This is a genomic window from Mycobacterium simiae (genome assembly GCF_008370645.1).
Classification (GTDB): Bacteria; Actinomycetota; Actinomycetes; order Mycobacteriales; family Mycobacteriaceae; genus Mycobacterium; species Mycobacterium simiae_A.
On the sequence record NZ_VTZN01000050.1, the window covers coordinates 13,550 to 29,326 of the forward strand.

Genomic DNA, 15,777 nt, shown 5'->3' on the forward strand with positions numbered 1-15,777 from the left:
GCATGGCTTCGGTCAGGTTTGAGGGGGCGACGCGGCAGTATCCGGGCGCAGAGCGACCCGCACTCGACGGTCTCGATCTAGTCGTCGGCGACGGCGAGTTCGTCGTGCTGGTCGGACCATCCGGGTGCGGCAAGACGACCTCGCTGCGCATAGTGTCCGGATTGGAGCCGCTGGATTCGGGGCGGATCCGGATCGGCGAACGCGACGTCACCCGGGTAAGCCCCAAGGATCGCGACGTTGCCATGGTCTTCCAGAACTATGCCCTCTACCCACACATGACGGTGGCACAGAACATGGGCTTCGCGTTGAAGGTGGCCAAGACTTCCAAGCCGGAGATCCGCGAAAGGGTGTTAGCCGCAGCGAAGTTGCTCGACTTGCAACCATATCTGGACCGCAAGCCCAAGGAGCTTTCCGGGGGGCAGCGCCAGCGGGTGGCGATGGGGCGCGCAATTGTGCGCCGTCCCCAGGTTTTTCTGATGGACGAGCCGTTGTCCAATCTCGACGCCAAACTGCGGGTGCAAACCCGTAACCAGATCGCCGCGTTGCAACGTCAACTCGGAACTACGACCGTGTACGTTACCCACGATCAGGTCGAGGCCATGACCATGGGTGATCGCGTCGCGGTGCTGCGCGACGGAGTGCTGCAGCAGTGCGCGGCCCCCCGCGCGCTGTACCGTAACCCCGATAACGTTTTTGTTGCCGGATTCATCGGATCGCCGGCCATGAACTTGTTCACGCTTGCGATTGTCAATTCCTCGGTGATGATAGGGGATTACCCAATCCCGGTGCCGCGCGAGATAGCCACCACCGCAAGCGAAATCATCGTCGGCGTACGTCCCGAACACTTCGAGGTAGGCGACGTAGGTGTCGAAATGGAGGTTGACGTGGTGGAGGAGCTCGGCGCAGACGCCTATCTGTATGGCCGTCACAGGGGGTCAGGCGAGGTCATCGGTCAGGCCGTCGTCGCTCGCACTGACGGCATCGACCCGCCCCAGCGTGGCAGCCGTGTGCGTTTGCACCCGCAACCCGGGCAGCTGCACTTCTTCGGGGTCGACGGCCGTCGGATCGGCTGAGCTCCGGCGCGTCGCACACCGACGGCAGCCGATGATGCGGCTATGGTGGCGGCCGTGAAGACACAGCGTGTCGATCTGGTGTGCGAGGGTGGCGGGGTTCGGGGGATCGGGCTGGTCGGTGCGGTGGACGCGCTGGGGTTGGCCGGCTACACGTTTCCCCGTGTCGCAGGGACCAGCGCCGGTGCGATCGTCGCCGCACTGGTCGCCGCCTTGCAGGTTGCGGGCGAGCCGCTGACACGTCTTTCCGAGATAATGCGCAGCATCGACTACTCAAAGTTCCTCGACCGCAGTCTCGTTGGACAGGTGCCGTTGATAGGTGGGGTGCTCTCGCTGCTGGTGTCAGATGGTGTCTATCAGGGAGACTATCTGGAAAAGCTGCTCAGCGGTTTACTCAATGACCTGGGCGTGCGTACTTTCGCTGACCTGCGTACCGGCGATGAGCCTGAGCAATTCGCCTGGTCGCTGGTGGTCACAGCCAGCGACCTGTCTCGGCGGCGGCTGGTTCGCATCCCCTGGGACTTGGACTCCTATGGCATTGACCCGGACGACTTCTCGGTGGCCCGCGCAGTCCATGCCTCGGCGGCGATTCCGTTCGTGTTCGAGCCGGTTCGGGTCGCCGGCGCGACTTGGGTTGACGGAGGGTTACTGTCGAACTTTCCGGTGGCGCTGTTCGACCGATCCGACGGCGGACCGGAGTGGCCGACCTTCGGGATTCGGCTGTCGTCACGTCCGGGTATTCCGCCCACTCGTCCGGTTCACGGGCCGGTGTCATTGGGAATCGCCGCAATTGAGACGTTGGTCAGCAATCAGGACAACGCCTACATTGACGACCCATGTACCGTGCGGCGCACTATCTTCGTGCCGGCGAATGCCATTAGCCCAATCGACTTCAGTATCAGCACCGAACAACGCGAGGCCCTGTACCAACGCGGATTTCAAGCGGGTCAAGATTTCTTGAAGACCTGGAACTACCGCGATTACATCGCAGAGTGCGGCGGCCCCGCCACACCGCTGGTGTAAGCGCTGCGGGCCAACGGTTGGTCGAAGCGGCAATCAGCTCAGTCGTTGCGCGAGCGTGCGTTGGCCGGGACCGCTGAGGTCGGTGACGGCCGCGGCTCTGCCGGCCATGGCCATCAGCAATGCCTCACCGGGTCCGATCACTTCAAGCCCGCTGCCGTGGGGTCCAGTCGACGTCGGTTGCGCATAGCCGCAGTCCTTGGGTCCGTGCTCGAGACCAGCACCCGCGCCCATCTGCATACACTGTAGTCGCCGCTACGGTCGTAGATGTGCGCTCCCGCAACGCATTCGAATACTGTTTCGGCGATCGGCACCCTAAGTAGGTTGTGCTCGCGGGGCTTGAAGTCGCCAAACCGAGCGGTGAACACGCTGAAGGCGCGCTCGATCGAGGCATTGACGACGAGACGGTGCCGGATTGCGGTGCTTGCCAGACGTGTCATCCGCGGTCTCCTTCGATGTCGATGGTCTGTGCGTAGCTGGTCAGGGCTTGTATCCAGAACCAGTTGAGGTCGGCCCGTAGTGCCTCGAGGCCGGTCGGGTCGAGCTGGTAGACCCGACGCGTGCCCGCGGCGCGGTCGCAGACCAGCCCGGCTGCCTTGAGCACCTTGAGGTGCTGTGACACCGCCGGCCGGCTGACGGGCAGATCGCGAGCCAGTTCACCCACGGCCGACGGGCCATGAGCAAGACGTTCCATGATGGCGCGCCGAGTCCCGTCGGCCAGCGCCTGCCAAGGCTGGGCGCCCACTTGGTAAGTGACCACGAACCGTAAGTCCCTGCTTACCAATATCGGGATTCAAGAGTGCGCGCTGGCGGCGCCGAGTGCGCCGGCAGGGCGGCCGATCGTGGGCGTTCTCGCCCCACATGCGCACTCAAAGCCGTCACTGCACACTCGATGCAGTGGCATGGCAGCCGACTCGGTGAGCACGTGCGACATTCCCCGAACGCCGTACCGGCGCGCCGAAAACCGAGCCATGGTGTGCGCGGGCAGCCAAAGCCGCTCCGAGACAGCCATTTTCCGCTAGACGGCCACGGCGCGCCGCAACCGCGTCCGGCGAGCAACTGCCTAATATTGCCGCGTGGTGGATCGTTATGGCAGCGACGTCTTGTCCGGGGGAGCGCGGCGCCCGCCGCGATCGGTTGAGCATCCGGTCGAGATCGGCATGGTGGTCGAGGACGCCGAAACCGGCTACGTCGGCGCCGTGGTCCGAGTCGAATATGGCCGTATCGACCTCGAAGACCGGCACGGTAAGACCCGCGGTTTTCCGCTCGGTCCCGGTTACCTGCTCGACGGTCGACCGGTGATCCTCACAGCTCCGCGCCGGCCAACGCCGACTGCACTGAAGCGAACGGCATCCGGCTCGGTCGCGGTTCCGGGCGCCCGCGCCCGGGTTGCGCGGACCAGTCGGATATACGTCGAGGGCCGTCACGACGCCGAGCTCATCGCACAGGTGTGGGGCGAAGACCTGCGCATCGAAGGCGTTGTGGTGGAGCACCTCGGCGGGGTCGACGACCTGGTCCGGATCGTCGCCGACTTCCGTCCCGAGCCGCGCTGTCGACTCGGCGTGCTCGTCGACCATCTGGTCCCCGGGTCCAAGGAGGCACGCATCGCCGACGCGGTGCGTGGCGGGCCGGGTGGATCAGACACGCTGGTCGTCGGTCACCCGTACGTCGATATCTGGCAGGCGGTGAAGCCGCAGCGACTCGGCTTGCAGGCATGGCCCGTCGTGCCCCGGAACATCGAATGGAAACACGGAATCTGCGAGGCGCTTGGCTGGCCGCACGCCAACCAGACGGACATCGCCACCGCGTGGCGACGCATTCGCTCGAAAGTACGCGACTGGAATGACTTGGATCCGGCACTCATCGGCCGCGTTGAGGAACTCATCGACTTCGTGACCCAACCCACGGCCTAGCGGCCGGCATGCGGCGCCGTTGTCCGAGCTGAGGACGTAACCGGTCCTCCCATGGGATTCGGATTTCATCCGATCCACCAAAATCTCTGCTGGGCAGCGCTAGTCAACCTGCGCCGGACGTCCGATCGCAGTGCTTACGCGCGGTTCCCGGATGCGCCCGCGTGTTTCAAACATGTGATGTTCGTTTCGATTGGGTAAATCACGATGAATGACCGTCACGTTTTGGTTGCAGCCGGACACTAAAGCCGTGAGAACGAAAACCAATCGATCTGAGAACCGGAGGATTTCATGACCGACGTGCTTGTCATCGATGCGCAAGGCCTAGACCGGCTGTCGTGCAACGCCAAGGCGGACCCCAACACCGGCAAGAAGACGCTGAAGGCCAAGACAGTGTGTGAGTCCGGATTCCGCAACATGACCTACGTACGCGACCTGGCGCCGATGCTCGTCGGCGAACCGCCCGCGCTGCTGGGCGACGACTCAGCGCCCAATCCCTCCGAGACCACCCTGGCGGCCCTTGGCTCCTGCATCTCAGTAGGTCTGCTGGCCAACGCCACCCACCGTGGCGTGACTCTGACCAAGATCGAAGTGGAGATGGAAGGCGACATCGACATTTCTGCCGTGTGGGGCGTTGGCGATACACCGGCCGACAAGGTCCTCGGCTTCACTGCGGTGCGCTGCAAGGTCGCGCTCGCTGGAGATGCCGAGGCAGAAACGCTGAAGCAGATCCACGAGAACGCGATTGCCTGGTCGCCGGTGGTAAACACATTCCGCCGTCCGGCAAGCGTCGAGTCAACCCTGACCCTCGACTAGGCATCTCGATGACCTACAACGCGACCAAACTGCAACTCGGCGAAACCATCAAGCTGTCTCGGGTAGCAAAAGGATTGAGCTGGGCCAAGATTGCCGACGCCATCAATAAGGACAAGGTATGGACCGTCGCGGCGCTCCTTGGCCAGCACCCCCTGTCGGGCAATGATGCCTCGACCATCGCATCGATGCTGGATCTCGGCGACGACGCCGTCGCTAGTCTGCAGCTGCCGCCCTACCGGGGAAGTGACGAATCGGCGTCGTTGGATCCGACGATCGCCCGGTTTCATGAGGCGCTGTCGATCTACGGGCCGGCGATCAAGGAGCTGATCGCTGAGGAGTTCGGCGACGGAATCATGAGTGCGATCAACTTCCGAATGAGCGTCGAACGTCGTACGGATCCGCACGGTGATCGGGTCATAGTGACCTTCGACGGCAAATTTCTCGACTACCAATGGAATAACACTGAACCGGAGGTGATGTCGTGACCGCGACCATGGACGCCGCGACCGAATTACTGGGTTCGGAGCTTCTGGCTGACATTCGCGCGCATGCCGGTGTGCTGGACCGCGGCGACGACACGGCCCGCCGCAGCTTTGCCGGCCTGGGTGCTGTCGGGCTACTCGGACTAGGCGCTCCCGGCAACGCTGACGGACGGCTCCCGGAGATGGCCGCCGTGATTCGGATGATCTCGGGGGAGTGCATGAGTACGGGGTTCTGTGTGTGGGCTAATCGCATGGCGATCGAGTATTTGCTCACCGCTGCGACGGAATACAGCCTCGTCACCGCCGAGCGGCTGCTGACCGGCGCCGCACTGGGGATCACAGGCATGGCCGCGGCTTTCAAAGACGCGGCCGGGTGTGGCAGCCTCGAACTTACGGCCGTGCCCGTCGCGGGGGGTTACCAGTTGAGTGGATCTATCAGGTGGGCCAGTAACCTGTACCACGACTCGATTCTGGTGACCGCGGCGCGCACCGCGGGTGGCGACAAGGTAATCCTGGCCCTGCCTTTGAGCACAATGGGCATCACCATCGGTGATCACTTCGAACTTTTAGCCATGGGGAGCACGGCCTCGTCGTTCCTGGAATTGAAGGACGTGTATGCCGCCGACGAGCAACTGTTGTCCACCGACTTTGAAGGGTTCCTGGATGCGGTCCGCCCGACCTTCTTGGTGCTGCAATCAGCGATGTGTATCGGCCTAGCCAGGACCACGATAACGCAGTGCCGGGTCGGCCTCACCGGAGTGAACGCGGTCTTCGCTCCCGAGCTGGACCTGATTGCGGGAAAGCTCGCCTTGGCGGAGACGACCTTGACTGGCTTGGCATCGTCGGTCGGCCGAGATCGGCCGCCGAGCAAGAAAGAGTTGCTGTCACTGCGCCTCGGCGCGGCCGAGATCGCTACTGCTGCAGCTGATCTAGAGATCCGTACGGCTGGAGGCAAGGGGTATGCGAGTAGGACACCGGCCAGCCGGCGGTACCGGGAGGCCGCGTTCTTGCCCGTGCAGTCGCCGTCGGAGGCTCAGCTGCGGTGGGAGTTGGGTGGATGCCGTTGACTGACCGTGTAGGTCAACGATGACCCCGGTCGCGGTCCCACCCGGACCCGCAGCCGAGCACATGGTCGGCGGAATTCCGCTGGCCATCTTGGTGCGGGACTATCACCGGCAAATGGTGAATTTCGCTTGCACAATGGTGACTTCGCCAGCGGCGGCTGAAGAGGCGGTACAAGAAGCCTGGCTGCAAGCAATGCAGTCTTCGGTGTCGTTCGAGGGCCGCTCATCGGTGGCCACCTGGTTGTTCGGGATTGTCAAGAACACTGCATCGCGGCACCGACGCCGCGAATCCCGGATCCGCGAATACGAGGTGCTGGCCACCGACGAGGTCGACCCGCTGACGCGCCGCATGCATCCTGCCGGCCACTCTGACGCTGGGCACTGGAGCCTGCCGCCGTCGAGGCGATTTCTCCCGGAGGACCAGACGGTGGCAAGGGAGGTCGTCGACTACGTGCGGGCGGCGCTTGATGCGCTGCCCGCACGGCAGCGACAGCTCATTATCCTGCGCGACCTGATCGGTACCTCCGCGGAGGAGGCGGCGGTGATTCTCGAGCTATCAGCAGAAGCGCAACGCGCTCTGCTCTACCGAGCCCGCGGAAACCTCCGACATGAACTGGAAAAGCGGTATCAACGATGACCGTCTACGACAACACAGTCCCCGCGATCGACTGCGTTGACTTCGTTCGACTTGTCGACGACCTGGTCGACGCGGACCCCGATGAGTGGGGAGCGATCGTGGCTAAACACCTCGAAGAGTGCCCGCCGTGCCTCATCTATCTGCAACAGATGCTCGACCTCAAGATCCTGCTTAACCACGTCTTCGACGGGGAAAAGCTCAGCGCCGAGCACATAGCGGGGGTCATCAACACGATCAACGCCTTTCGGAAAGGTCAACAATGACGAGTGCAGGTACGCGGGTGCAGCAACCCGTAGACGCCAGATCGATGCGAAATGCCATGGGCGCCTTCCCTTCCGGCGTTACCGTGGTGACCACCCGACTGGGTGACAGGCCGATAGGTATGACCATCAGCTCGTTTGCCTCGGTGTCGATCGATCCGCCGCTGTTGCTACTGTGCGTGGCACGCAGCGCAGGCAGCCTTCCGGCATTCCGCATGCAGAGCTCCGTGGCCATCAACGTGCTGGCGCACCACCAAGCGGACGTGGCGCGCCGGTTCGCCAGCAAGGTCGAGGATCGGTTCGACGGAGTCCAATTCGACACCGATGACGGTGGCTGTCCCGTTCTTGCCGGTGCGGCCGCCTCGGTGAGTGGACTTGTCGATCGAATTTACGACGCGGGTGACCATGTCATCCTGTTGGTCAGGGTTTGCGCCGCGCGCCGCCGCGGTATCCTGCCGCTGCTCTATTACTCGGGGCGAATGCATGATTGGGCGGACACCGTCGATTCCGTGGCTTCTTGAGCTGGGACGCACAGATGTTTCAGCTTGCCGTGGGCCCGGACCGCGCACGACCGTTGCCCACCGGTAGCCGAACTGGTGATCCATTCGAACCGCTGAGCGTGCCGGCTATGGTGACCCGAATAGCAGATATGGCGCTCATGAAATCTGCCCACCCAGGGGCATTCTTGCTGCGTTCACTGATTGGCGGCGCGATGGTGGGGTTTGGCGCGCTGTTGTCCTTGGTTGTCAGCACCGGGATTACCACCCCAGGTATTGCCAGCTTGCTGATGGGGTTGGCGTTCGGCATGTCGTTCGTTCTGATCCTTGTGTCAGGTGCGTCGCTGATTACCGCCGACATGGCGGCCGGCTGCTTCGCGGTGCTGCAGGGGCGGATGAGCTTTGCTGGCTACTTGCAGCTGCTAGTCATCGGACTGATCGGCAATATCGCTGGCACACTGGTGTTTGCGGCGGTCTGCGCCGCAGCCGGCGGTCCGTATTTGGGCGCTTTCGCGGCGCGTGCGGCAACAGTAGGCGCCCAGAAAGCCGGTCAACCCTTGTGGACGGCGTTCCTCCTGGCCGTACTCTGCACATGGTTTCTGCAAACGGCTATGTGCATGTATTACAAAGCCCGCAGCGATGTCGCGCGGATGGGGTTCGCGTTCTACGGGCCCTTCGCATTTGTGATCGGCAGTGATCAGCACGTCGTCGCCAACGTCGGCTTTCTGGGACTCCCATTGTTGCTCAATGTATTTCACCGGGACGCCCCGCACTGCGGGATCGGCTGGGGTATGAGTAGTCACGGGCTGATCACGAATATCTGTATCACCAGCGTCGGCAACCTCGTCGGTGGCACGCTGTTTGTGGCGCTGCCGTTTTACGTCATCGCAAGGCTTCAGCCGCAGGAGAAGCAATGTGACTCGCCTTCAAGTAGTGGCGACAGCCGCTGCCCTGATGCGTGTGCTGTTCGCGCCACCGGCGAGTGATGGGACCAATCAGGCGAAGAAAGGTCCATGGGCTCTCCTGAAGTGGGCGGTTGTCGTATACGGTCGGTTCGAGACTCACGTCGCGGTGATCGCGCGGGCGTGGGGCTCCGGCTGGCTCAGGATCTCGCCGGCCGGCAAGCGCCACCGCAAGGAGTGTGGAAATGTCGGGTAGTACAACGGAGTACGGGATCCTGGTGGGCGTTGATGGGTCGGCGCAAGCCGATGCGGCAGTAGCCTGGGCCGCCCGCGAGGCGATCATGCGTCGAATGCGTATCACCTTGATGCACGGCGTCGCGCCTGTAGTGGTTGGTTGGCCGGTGGGTCAGCTCTACACGGAGATGCCGGAGTGGCAGAGGGACGAAGCGCGCGAGGTGATCGCGCGGGCCACAAAAGCGCTTACCCAGAGCCTGGGTGATGCCGAGCCGCCAGATGTCCGAACCGAGTTGGTGTATTCCAACCTGGTGCCGGCGCTCATCGATGCCTCCAGGGAAGCCTGGATGACTGTCGTGGGTAGCCAGGGGATGGGTGCGTTAGGCCGCATGTTGTTGGGCTCGGTGAGCTCGGCGCTGCTGCACCATGCGCATGGTCCAGTAGCGGTCGTTCATTCCGATGACGGTGGGGCTCTCGATCCTAACGCGGCCGTATTGGTGGGCGTCGACGGATCGCCGGCCTCAGAAGCCGCGCTGGCCTTGGCATTCGACGAGGCATCCCGTCGCAGCGTGGAGCTGGTCGCGATGCACGCGTGGAGCGACGTCGGCGTGTTCCCGATCCTTGGGATGGACTGGCGAGATCGCGAAAGCCACGGAGAGGAAGTTCTCGCAGAACGGCTGGCGGGTTGGCAAGAGCAGTACCCCGATGTGCACGTTCGTCGATCGCTTGTCTGTGACAAACCCGCGCACCGGCTGCTTGAAGGGACCCAACGCGCGCAATTGGTGGTCCTGGGAAGTCGCGGCCGCGGGGGATTTCCCGGCATGCTGCTGGGTTCGGTCAGCTCCACGGTGGCCCACTCGGCGAAAATTCCGGTAATCGTCGTTCGTCCCAGCTAGCTCGTCACCTTGGCTAAAAGAGGCCCAAGAAGGGTCTTTGGTCCTTGCTCGACAGGCCGTTCGGTAGGCGCGAGTGCCGCTACGGGTCTAATAGCTTTGAGACCATGACCTATGTGATCGGGAAAGAACGCGTTGACGCCGCCTGGGCGGAGCGCTCGTGCCGGGCCGCATTGGCGTACACACACCACTGGTCGTAGGTTTGCCGGCTAACGGCGGGTAACGGAGGAACAACGAAATGTCCACTTCGGGAAAGTATCTCGGTGTTGTCGTCGGGGCCGACGGCTCACCTGCATCCAACGCCGCGGTGTGTTGGGCGGCCCGTGACGCGGCAATGCGAAACATCCCGCTGACCGTCGTCCACGTGGTGAGTACCGACGTGGCGACCTGGCCGCCGATGCCTTATCCGGATACGTGGGCGGTTTGGCAGGAAGACGAGGGACGCAAGGTGATCGCCGCGGCCGTCAAGATCGCCGAGGAATCCATCCCTTCGGAGCACAAGCTCACCGTGAAGAGCGAGATTGTCTTCTCTACGCCGGTGCCCACGATGGTGGAAATGTCCGCCGAGGCGGAGCTGATGGTGGTGGGCAGCTCCGGTCGCGGCGCGTTGTCCAGGGCATTGCTCGGTTCGGTCAGTTCGAGTTTGGTGCGGCGCGCCCGCTGTCCCGTCGCGATCATCCGCGACGAAGATCCCTTGATGCCGGATCCGCAGCACGCGCCCGTGCTGCTTGGGATCGACGGGTCACCGGCTTCGGAACTCGCGACAGCGGTCGCCTTCGACGAAGCATCCCGTCGTGGTGTGGAGCTGATCGCAGTGCACGCCTGGAGCGACCTCGAGGTGGTCGAGCTACCGGGGCTCAACTGGTCGACGGTGGAGGCAGAAGCCCAGTGCAGTCTGGCTGAACGACTCGCTGGCTGGCAGGAACGATATCCCGAGGTAACCGTGCGCCGAGTCGTCGTTTGCGATCGTCCGGCCCACCAGCTCGTCGAGAGGTCGAAGACCGCCCAGCTGGTCGTGGTTGGAAGTCACGGCCGGGGCGGCGTAAGCGGCATGCTGCTGGGATCGGTGAGCAATGCGGTCTTGCACTCGGTGCGGATGCCCGTAATCGTGGCGCGGCCGTCTTAAGCCGCGGCGACCTGCCCGAGATCGTGTCACGTATGGGGTCTGCGGTGGCGCTGGCGATGGCGCTGGCGGGACCGGCGGCGCTACGCAGTGGCGGAGCTGGGATTTGCCGCGTGGTGTCGCCACTCGTTAGCGGTCGCCGCGCTTCCCACCGCCGATCAGGCGTCTATCACCGCATGCTGCTCGTCGCCTTCGTTGATGGCCTTAGGGCCGTTGTCGCGGGCTACAGAAATCTTGCGTGGCTTGGCTTTTTCGGCCACTGGGATCTGCAGCCTCAGCACCCCTTCGCGGTAGGAAGCCTCGATCCGGTCGGTGTCTAGGTTTTCGCCTAGCACCAGTTGGCGGCTGAACACCCCACGTGGCCGTTCGCTGGCCAGCATTTCCCGATTCGGGTCGACACCAGCTCGTTCGGCGCGAAGGGTCACGACGTTGCGCTCGATGTCGATGTCCAGCGAGGCCGGGTCAATACCTGGCAGGTCGAACTCGACGACGAAACGTTCGCCGTCGCGCCACGCATCCATCGGCATCACCGCTGGTCGAGCGGCCGTGCCTAGCACTTGCTGGGCGAAGCGGTCCAGATCGCGGAACGGATCGGTACGCATCAGCATGGTGGTCACCTCCCAGTCTGGTCTACTGTGATACGCCGCTGCATTTCTATGGCAGCCAGCATAGATTTGATATACCACTATCGACATAGCAATTGCAAGTGTGGTAGACAGTTTTCTGTGGGAGTTGCAGCCGAGGAGATAAGTGATGGCCGACCGTTCTGGCGAAGGCGGCGCCCCAGCGCCCGATCAGGGCGTTTACGGCATCTCCGTAGCAGCCGAACTCTCCGGCATCGCCGTGCAGTCGCTTCGGCTATATGAGCGGTACGGACTGCTGACACCCGCTCGTAGTGATGGTGGAACGCGGCGCTACAGTGCCGACGACCTGGCTCGCTTGCAACGCATCAGCGCTTTGGTGGACGCCGGGGTCAATCTGGCCGGAATTGCGCGCATCTTGAGTCTCGAGGATGACAACGCCGTGCTTGCTGCGGCCAATCAAGACTTGCAGGCCACCAATCGCAGTCTGCGCCATGCCGCCAAAGCGGGCGGGTTCGAGCCTGCCCGCCAACAGTGTTGAAAATCAGCGACTTTCGATCTCTAGCGGCGGTGACCGCGCGGAACGGTGCTGATCAGCGAGTTGCCTACAAGCGCGGCTTCTTGCCAGCGTTTCCGGCGATGTGATTGGGGTATGACCCCGGTATGGTCAGCCAGTTGAACGTACCGCTGCGCGCGATTGTCCTGGTGTGCAGCCTCAAGCCGAGCCCGGCTCCATCGAGTAGCGCGCTCATCGCCGAACACCTCACCAAGGAGCTTCGCGGCGCTGACGTTGAATGCGAGCTGATCCGCTGCGTAGACCATGCCATCGCGCCTGGCGTCGAAACCGATATGGGACGTGGCGATGAGTGGCCAGGCCTCCGTCACAAGGTGCTGGACGCAGACATCCTGGTGGTCAGCACGCCGATCTGGCTCGGACACCCGTCGAGTGTGGCCCAACGTGTCCTGGAACGCCTGGACGCCGAATTATCCAACACCGACGACAGCGGGACACCCGCGATGGTCGGCAAGGTAGCGATCGTCAGCGTGGTGGGCAATGAGGATGGCGCTCACAAGGTAATCGCCGACACGTTCCAAGCGCTCAACGACATCGGCTACACCATCCCGGCCCAGGGCAGCACGTACTGGACCGGAGCTGCGATGCAGACCACCGACTACAACGATCTCGACGAGGTGCCCGAACAGGTCGCTGCCACTACCGCGGCAGCCGCCCGCAACGCTGTTCATCTCGCGCGCGCGTTGAAGGCTAGGACATATCCTCCCTACGAACCGTAATACGGCATCGCTCCCATTCCGCCATGTCCTGTGGCGATGTCGAGGCCTCGGCACCAGGCCAAGAGGCTTAGCCGAGATTGCTTGCTCCCGAAACGGGTACCCCGGGCCTGCGAGAAGCTAGCCGATAGGAGCACCACCAGTGGCAGAAGTGACGGAGGTCAGCGCGGACGTGGCGGGCCTGGTCCGCCAGGAGACTGACGAATATCGAGGTGACAATCCGCGACCGTTGGGTGGGTACGTGGTTGTCATGGCTGCATACAGCACGTTGGTGGTGGCAACCGTAGTGGTGGCGGCGATCACCGGGCGCAGGCTCCCCGAGCAGTGGCGCGTCCTTGACCTGTTCATGGCAGCAGTGGGAACCCACAAGTTGTCGCGCACGGTGACCAAAGATGCTGTGACCAGCCCGCTACGCGCGCCCTTTACCCGCTACGTGGGCGGGGGCGGCCCGGCCGAGGTGAACGAGCAAACTCGGCACGGCAATCAATTCCGGCACAGCATGGGGGAGTTGTTGTCGTGCCCGTTCTGTCTGGACATGTGGGTTGCCACCGGATTTGCTATCGGCTTGATCTTTGCTCCGAGGTTTACTCGCTTGGTGGCGGGTACCTTCACCGCGCTGGCCGGCGCCGACTTCTTACAGCTCGCCTATGCGATGGCGCAGCAATCGGCGCGAGGATGAGCTAGCCCATCAGGAAAGGTTTTGCCATGCCGAAGACAACCAAGACCGGCGCAGCGAAGCTGGATGAGCTGCCCAGCACATTGCGGCGCTCCAGCGCCAAGGCGCAGCGGACGTTTGCGAAAGCTCATGACTCGGCCGTGAAACAGTACGGCAACGAGGAGCGGGCGCATCGAGTTGCTTATGCTGCTGTCAAGCACAGTTTCGAAAAAGTTGACGACCACTGGGAAGCCAAAGAGCAAAAGGGCCCGTCCCATCAACGCGCTGCGAGAGGCGGGTTGGACAACCCACTGCCTTCGGCAGCAGGCGTCGATGCCAATGCCAGCAAGCAACATCTGCTCGGCATCGCGCGCCGCCTCGATGTGCGGGGTCGTTCCAGGATGACGAAGTCCCAACTGGTTGACGCGATCAAGAAGTACAATCGCCGTGCTCGGAGAGGCTGAGCACGCAGTTGGCGCGGCGGTTTATCTACCAGACAACCGGGCACTGGCGTCGTTAGCTCACGCGGCGAGCAGCTGTCACGGGTGTGCGCTGTACCAGGACGCTACCCAAACCGTATTCGGTCACGGCACGTGCAACGCTCCGCTCATGTTGGTGGGTGAGCAGCCGGGGGACCGCGAGGACCACGAAGGGCTCCCGTTCGTCGGTCCAGCCGGTCGGCTGCTACAGCGAGCTCTCGACGACGCCAACATCGATGCCGCGCTGACTTACCAGACCAATGCGGTCAAGCACTTCAAGTTCCGGAGGGAGGGCAAGCGGCGGATACATCAAAAACCCGGCCGAACTGAAATCGTTGCTTGCCAACCTTGGCTGATTGCCGAGATTGAGGCAATTCGGCCGCAAGTGATCGTGTGCCTGGGTGCAACGGCCGCGCAATCCTTGCTGGGCAAGACGTTTCGACTTACTGCGCATCGCGGTGAGCACTTGCGTTTGCCTGCGGCTCTGGGCGCCGAAGTAGATCCAAGGCCGCTCGTCACAGCTACCGTTCATCCCTCTGCAGTGCTGCGTGATCGCAGTGACCGCCGTCAAGCCAGTTACGGCTCGTTCGTCGCTGACCTCAAGGGCGCCCTGGCCGGTCTGGACCGGGCGACTGGCGAACGATGACTGCGCGGCGCCTGTCAGTGATCGCCGAACCGCCGGAATTCCGATCGCCATCGAACGAGATACGCCGACGCCGAGTTGCGGCGGCGCCCTGATGAGCACGAAACATCTTGGACAGCAGAATCTTCGAAAATCGCGCACCGTGCCTGAGGGCATCGACCGCTCATCGGCTTGGCGCAAAACCGACACATGGGCCCAGTCCGGATCGGACTGGGCCCATGCCTCCTAGAAGCTACTGATTAGCCTTTTGGCGCTCCTCCGCCGTCTCCGCTCCACCACGAGCGGCCTCAGCCTCGGCTTCTTTCTTGGCCGCATCACGCTGGGCGTCGGCTTTGTCCTGCTGCGCCTGACCCTCGTGCTTGAGGTCATCACGGCCCGTCACGGCACCGATAACTTCCTTTGCCTTGCCCTTCGCACCCTCGACGACGCCTTCGACGCCCTCTCGGGGGCCACTCTTCTCCGCCATGAATTCCTCCTATTACGTGCTTATTCACATGGCGACCTCGCGCTCGCTCGATTGCGCTCAGTCAACAGGGACAGACCAGCGCTGGCGCGCCAACTCCAAAAGCTCCCCTGCTCGGTCAGGGTTTCCGCCTGGCCGCCGCCTCAAACCTGTGGGCTGTGTCACGGCGCGTAGCCCTTGGACTGGGTGGTCGACGGCGCGAAGACCGGCACGAAAGCGCTGACCCGCGCTGGAGCGATATGGACGACTTTCCGCACCGCCCGCCCTCGCACCAGTGCCATGGTGTCCCACCAGCGCGCCACGTCGCGCTCGGTTGTCTGCTGCCAGGAACGGTCGGACGTGCGTTGCAACGGATAACGCATGCCGATCACGGTGGGACGCCGCGGGCCGACCCGAACGGCGACAGGAACTGGGCATAGGGGGCAGAATCATCTTGAATTCGTTTGTGGACAAAGAATATTCGAGTCGGCGCAGCCCGGGACAATGAGCGCGGTCGACGCCCGCTGGGGTAAATGCGGTACTAATGGCGCGCTGCAGCACCTTGGGCAGCTGTTCGGGCGCGGGAGGAAGTCGCTCACCATCCGAGAGACCGGTTACCCGCGGGCAGGTTTCCCGCCCGCAGGCGGGCTTGTCAGCCAGCTGTTCGAACCAGAAGACGATGACGGCGGGTATTACCGTCATGCGTATCGCACCGCGGTGCGCTGGGTTCCGAGGTCAATCGTGCTGTCGTCAGTGCCCACCCATGCTTCGACGATGGG

At 63.2% G+C, this 15,777-nt stretch carries 22 protein-coding genes and 2 pseudogenes; 18 read left to right on the forward strand and 6 right to left on the reverse strand.

Translation table 11 applies throughout. From position 1 onward, the window contains the following. The first annotated feature begins 2 nt into the window (after nucleotides 1-2). Together F0Q45_RS10450 and F0Q45_RS10455 are read left to right on the forward strand one after the other, a co-directional pair. The gene (locus F0Q45_RS10450) at nucleotides 3-1,073 is read left to right on the forward strand and encodes an ABC transporter ATP-binding protein (protein ID WP_149653884.1); all 1,071 of its coding nucleotides are present in this window, start codon (nucleotides 3-5) and stop codon (nucleotides 1,071-1,073) included. A 45-nt stretch (nucleotides 1,074-1,118) separates the two neighbouring features. Then, nucleotides 1,119-2,093 carry a patatin-like phospholipase family protein gene (locus F0Q45_RS10455; protein ID WP_149653904.1) on the forward strand — a complete coding sequence of 325 codons (975 nt, stop codon included), beginning with the start codon at nucleotides 1,119-1,121 and terminating at the stop codon, nucleotides 2,091-2,093. Nucleotides 2,094-2,126: 33 nt separating this feature from the next. Here the strand turns inward: F0Q45_RS10455 and F0Q45_RS28615 are convergent. The 3 genes and pseudogenes from F0Q45_RS28615 to F0Q45_RS10470 all read right to left on the reverse strand — a co-directional run. Beyond that, a pseudogene (locus tag F0Q45_RS28615) lies at nucleotides 2,127-2,307 on the reverse strand (maleylpyruvate isomerase family mycothiol-dependent enzyme); the annotation flags it as partial. Next, nucleotides 2,306-2,530 (reverse strand): annotated as a pseudogene (locus tag F0Q45_RS29185) (ATPase); the annotation flags it as partial. The pseudogenes F0Q45_RS29185 and F0Q45_RS28615, both read right to left, overlap by 2 nt. Further along, complete coding sequence (locus F0Q45_RS10470; RefSeq protein WP_149653885.1) at nucleotides 2,527-2,850, reverse strand: ArsR/SmtB family transcription factor; 324 nt, start codon at nucleotides 2,848-2,850, stop codon at nucleotides 2,527-2,529. The gene F0Q45_RS10470 and the pseudogene F0Q45_RS29185, both read right to left, overlap by 4 nt. A gap of 316 nt (nucleotides 2,851-3,166) precedes the next feature. Between F0Q45_RS10470 and F0Q45_RS10475 the strand changes: the two genes are divergently transcribed. The 10 genes from F0Q45_RS10475 (at nucleotide 3,167) to F0Q45_RS10520 (ending at nucleotide 10,911) form a co-directional block, all read left to right on the forward strand. After that, the gene (locus F0Q45_RS10475; protein WP_149653886.1) at nucleotides 3,167-4,003 is read left to right on the forward strand and encodes a DUF3097 domain-containing protein; all 837 of its coding nucleotides are present in this window, start codon (nucleotides 3,167-3,169) and stop codon (nucleotides 4,001-4,003) included. Nucleotides 4,004-4,291: 288 nt separating this feature from the next. After that, nucleotides 4,292-4,816: an OsmC family protein gene (locus F0Q45_RS10480; RefSeq protein WP_149653887.1), complete on the forward strand. Its 525-nt coding sequence runs from the start codon at nucleotides 4,292-4,294 to the stop codon at nucleotides 4,814-4,816. An 8-nt stretch (nucleotides 4,817-4,824) separates the two neighbouring features. After that, entirely contained in the window at nucleotides 4,825-5,301 is a 477-nt protein-coding gene (gene cynS, locus F0Q45_RS10485) for a cyanase (RefSeq protein WP_149653888.1), read from the forward strand. After that, nucleotides 5,298-6,365, forward strand: coding sequence for an acyl-CoA dehydrogenase family protein (locus tag F0Q45_RS10490; RefSeq protein ID WP_149653889.1), 1,068 nt, complete (start codon nucleotides 5,298-5,300; stop codon nucleotides 6,363-6,365). The genes cynS and F0Q45_RS10490 overlap by 4 nt, the downstream gene beginning before the upstream one ends. A gap of 19 nt (nucleotides 6,366-6,384) precedes the next feature. After that, nucleotides 6,385-6,999: an RNA polymerase sigma factor gene (locus F0Q45_RS10495; protein ID WP_149653890.1), complete on the forward strand. Its 615-nt coding sequence runs from the start codon at nucleotides 6,385-6,387 to the stop codon at nucleotides 6,997-6,999. Beyond that, on the forward strand, nucleotides 6,996-7,262 hold the full coding sequence (locus tag F0Q45_RS10500; protein WP_149653891.1) for a hypothetical protein: 267 nt from the start codon (nucleotides 6,996-6,998) through the stop codon (nucleotides 7,260-7,262). Before F0Q45_RS10495 ends, F0Q45_RS10500 begins: the two co-directional genes overlap by 4 nt. A gap of 17 nt (nucleotides 7,263-7,279) precedes the next feature. Next, nucleotides 7,280-7,780: a flavin reductase family protein gene (locus F0Q45_RS10505; protein ID WP_188112866.1), complete on the forward strand. Its 501-nt coding sequence runs from the start codon at nucleotides 7,280-7,282 to the stop codon at nucleotides 7,778-7,780. A gap of 14 nt (nucleotides 7,781-7,794) precedes the next feature. Further along, nucleotides 7,795-8,742 (forward strand): formate/nitrite transporter family protein, encoded by a 948-nt coding sequence (locus F0Q45_RS10510; RefSeq protein WP_149653905.1) that lies wholly within the window; start codon nucleotides 7,795-7,797, stop codon nucleotides 8,740-8,742. 161 nt (nucleotides 8,743-8,903) lie between these two features. Then, entirely contained in the window at nucleotides 8,904-9,788 is an 885-nt protein-coding gene (locus tag F0Q45_RS10515; protein WP_149653893.1) for a universal stress protein, read from the forward strand. Between the two features lie 235 nt (nucleotides 9,789-10,023). Then, complete coding sequence (locus F0Q45_RS10520) at nucleotides 10,024-10,911, forward strand: universal stress protein (RefSeq protein ID WP_149653894.1); 888 nt, start codon at nucleotides 10,024-10,026, stop codon at nucleotides 10,909-10,911. A gap of 155 nt (nucleotides 10,912-11,066) precedes the next feature. On the opposite strand, the gene F0Q45_RS10525 is transcribed toward F0Q45_RS10520, so the two are convergent. Next, complete coding sequence (locus tag F0Q45_RS10525) at nucleotides 11,067-11,516, reverse strand: Hsp20/alpha crystallin family protein (protein ID WP_149653906.1); 450 nt, start codon at nucleotides 11,514-11,516, stop codon at nucleotides 11,067-11,069. A gap of 145 nt (nucleotides 11,517-11,661) precedes the next feature. On the opposite strand from F0Q45_RS10525, the gene F0Q45_RS10530 reads away from it, so the two are divergent. From F0Q45_RS10530 to F0Q45_RS10550, 5 genes are all read left to right on the forward strand, one after another. After that, entirely contained in the window at nucleotides 11,662-12,030 is a 369-nt protein-coding gene (locus F0Q45_RS10530) for a MerR family transcriptional regulator (RefSeq protein WP_149653895.1), read from the forward strand. Between the two features lie 122 nt (nucleotides 12,031-12,152). Continuing rightward, the gene (locus F0Q45_RS10535) at nucleotides 12,153-12,782 is read left to right on the forward strand and encodes a flavodoxin family protein (protein WP_149653896.1); all 630 of its coding nucleotides are present in this window, start codon (nucleotides 12,153-12,155) and stop codon (nucleotides 12,780-12,782) included. Between the two features lie 139 nt (nucleotides 12,783-12,921). Then, entirely contained in the window at nucleotides 12,922-13,458 is a 537-nt protein-coding gene (locus F0Q45_RS10540) for a DUF1360 domain-containing protein (RefSeq protein ID WP_262490941.1), read from the forward strand. 26 nt (nucleotides 13,459-13,484) lie between these two features. After that, on the forward strand, nucleotides 13,485-13,898 hold the full coding sequence (locus tag F0Q45_RS10545) for a ChaB family protein (protein WP_149653897.1): 414 nt from the start codon (nucleotides 13,485-13,487) through the stop codon (nucleotides 13,896-13,898). Then, on the forward strand, nucleotides 13,882-14,559 hold the full coding sequence (locus F0Q45_RS10550) for a UdgX family uracil-DNA binding protein (RefSeq protein ID WP_149653898.1): 678 nt from the start codon (nucleotides 13,882-13,884) through the stop codon (nucleotides 14,557-14,559). The genes F0Q45_RS10545 and F0Q45_RS10550 overlap by 17 nt, the downstream gene beginning before the upstream one ends. 229 nt (nucleotides 14,560-14,788) lie before the next feature. Here F0Q45_RS10550 and mbp1 read toward each other — a convergent pair whose 3' ends face one another. Both mbp1 and F0Q45_RS10560 read right to left on the reverse strand, forming a co-directional pair. After that, nucleotides 14,789-15,022: a microaggregate-binding protein 1 gene (mbp1, locus tag F0Q45_RS10555; RefSeq protein ID WP_149653899.1), complete on the reverse strand. Its 234-nt coding sequence runs from the start codon at nucleotides 15,020-15,022 to the stop codon at nucleotides 14,789-14,791. Nucleotides 15,023-15,180: 158 nt separating this feature from the next. Next, a complete protein-coding gene (locus tag F0Q45_RS10560) occupies nucleotides 15,181-15,381 on the reverse strand; it encodes a hypothetical protein (protein WP_149653900.1) in 201 nt (66 codons plus the stop codon). Between the two features lie 121 nt (nucleotides 15,382-15,502). Between F0Q45_RS10560 and F0Q45_RS10565 the strand changes: the two genes are divergently transcribed. Then, nucleotides 15,503-15,777: hypothetical protein (locus tag F0Q45_RS10565; RefSeq protein ID WP_149653901.1), on the forward strand; the 275-nt coding region annotated here is incomplete at its 3' end.

Excerpts from the sequence above, each read along its gene's own strand:
- F0Q45_RS10535 (WP_149653896.1), top strand. The coding sequence starts at position 12,153 with ATGGTCAGCCAGTTGAACGTACCGCTGCGCGCGATTGTCCTGGTGTGC.
- F0Q45_RS10525 (WP_149653906.1), bottom strand. The coding sequence starts at position 11,516 with ATGCTGATGCGTACCGATCCGTTCCGCGATCTGGACCGCTTCGCCCAG.
- F0Q45_RS10515 (WP_149653893.1), top strand. The coding sequence starts at position 8,904 with ATGTCGGGTAGTACAACGGAGTACGGGATCCTGGTGGGCGTTGATGGG.
- F0Q45_RS10500 (WP_149653891.1), top strand. The coding sequence starts at position 6,996 with ATGACCGTCTACGACAACACAGTCCCCGCGATCGACTGCGTTGACTTC.
- F0Q45_RS10520 (WP_149653894.1), top strand. The coding sequence starts at position 10,024 with ATGTCCACTTCGGGAAAGTATCTCGGTGTTGTCGTCGGGGCCGACGGC.
- F0Q45_RS10530 (WP_149653895.1), top strand. The coding sequence starts at position 11,662 with ATGGCCGACCGTTCTGGCGAAGGCGGCGCCCCAGCGCCCGATCAGGGC.
- F0Q45_RS10545 (WP_149653897.1), top strand. The coding sequence starts at position 13,485 with ATGCCGAAGACAACCAAGACCGGCGCAGCGAAGCTGGATGAGCTGCCC.
- F0Q45_RS10450 (WP_149653884.1), top strand. The coding sequence starts at position 3 with ATGGCTTCGGTCAGGTTTGAGGGGGCGACGCGGCAGTATCCGGGCGCA.
- F0Q45_RS10480 (WP_149653887.1), top strand. The coding sequence starts at position 4,292 with ATGACCGACGTGCTTGTCATCGATGCGCAAGGCCTAGACCGGCTGTCG.
- F0Q45_RS10560 (WP_149653900.1), bottom strand. The coding sequence starts at position 15,381 with ATGCGTTATCCGTTGCAACGCACGTCCGACCGTTCCTGGCAGCAGACA.
- F0Q45_RS10495 (WP_149653890.1), top strand. The coding sequence starts at position 6,385 with ATGACCCCGGTCGCGGTCCCACCCGGACCCGCAGCCGAGCACATGGTC.
- mbp1 (WP_149653899.1), bottom strand. The coding sequence starts at position 15,022 with ATGGCGGAGAAGAGTGGCCCCCGAGAGGGCGTCGAAGGCGTCGTCGAG.
- F0Q45_RS10510 (WP_149653905.1), top strand. The coding sequence starts at position 7,795 with ATGTTTCAGCTTGCCGTGGGCCCGGACCGCGCACGACCGTTGCCCACC.
- cynS (WP_149653888.1), top strand. The coding sequence starts at position 4,825 with ATGACCTACAACGCGACCAAACTGCAACTCGGCGAAACCATCAAGCTG.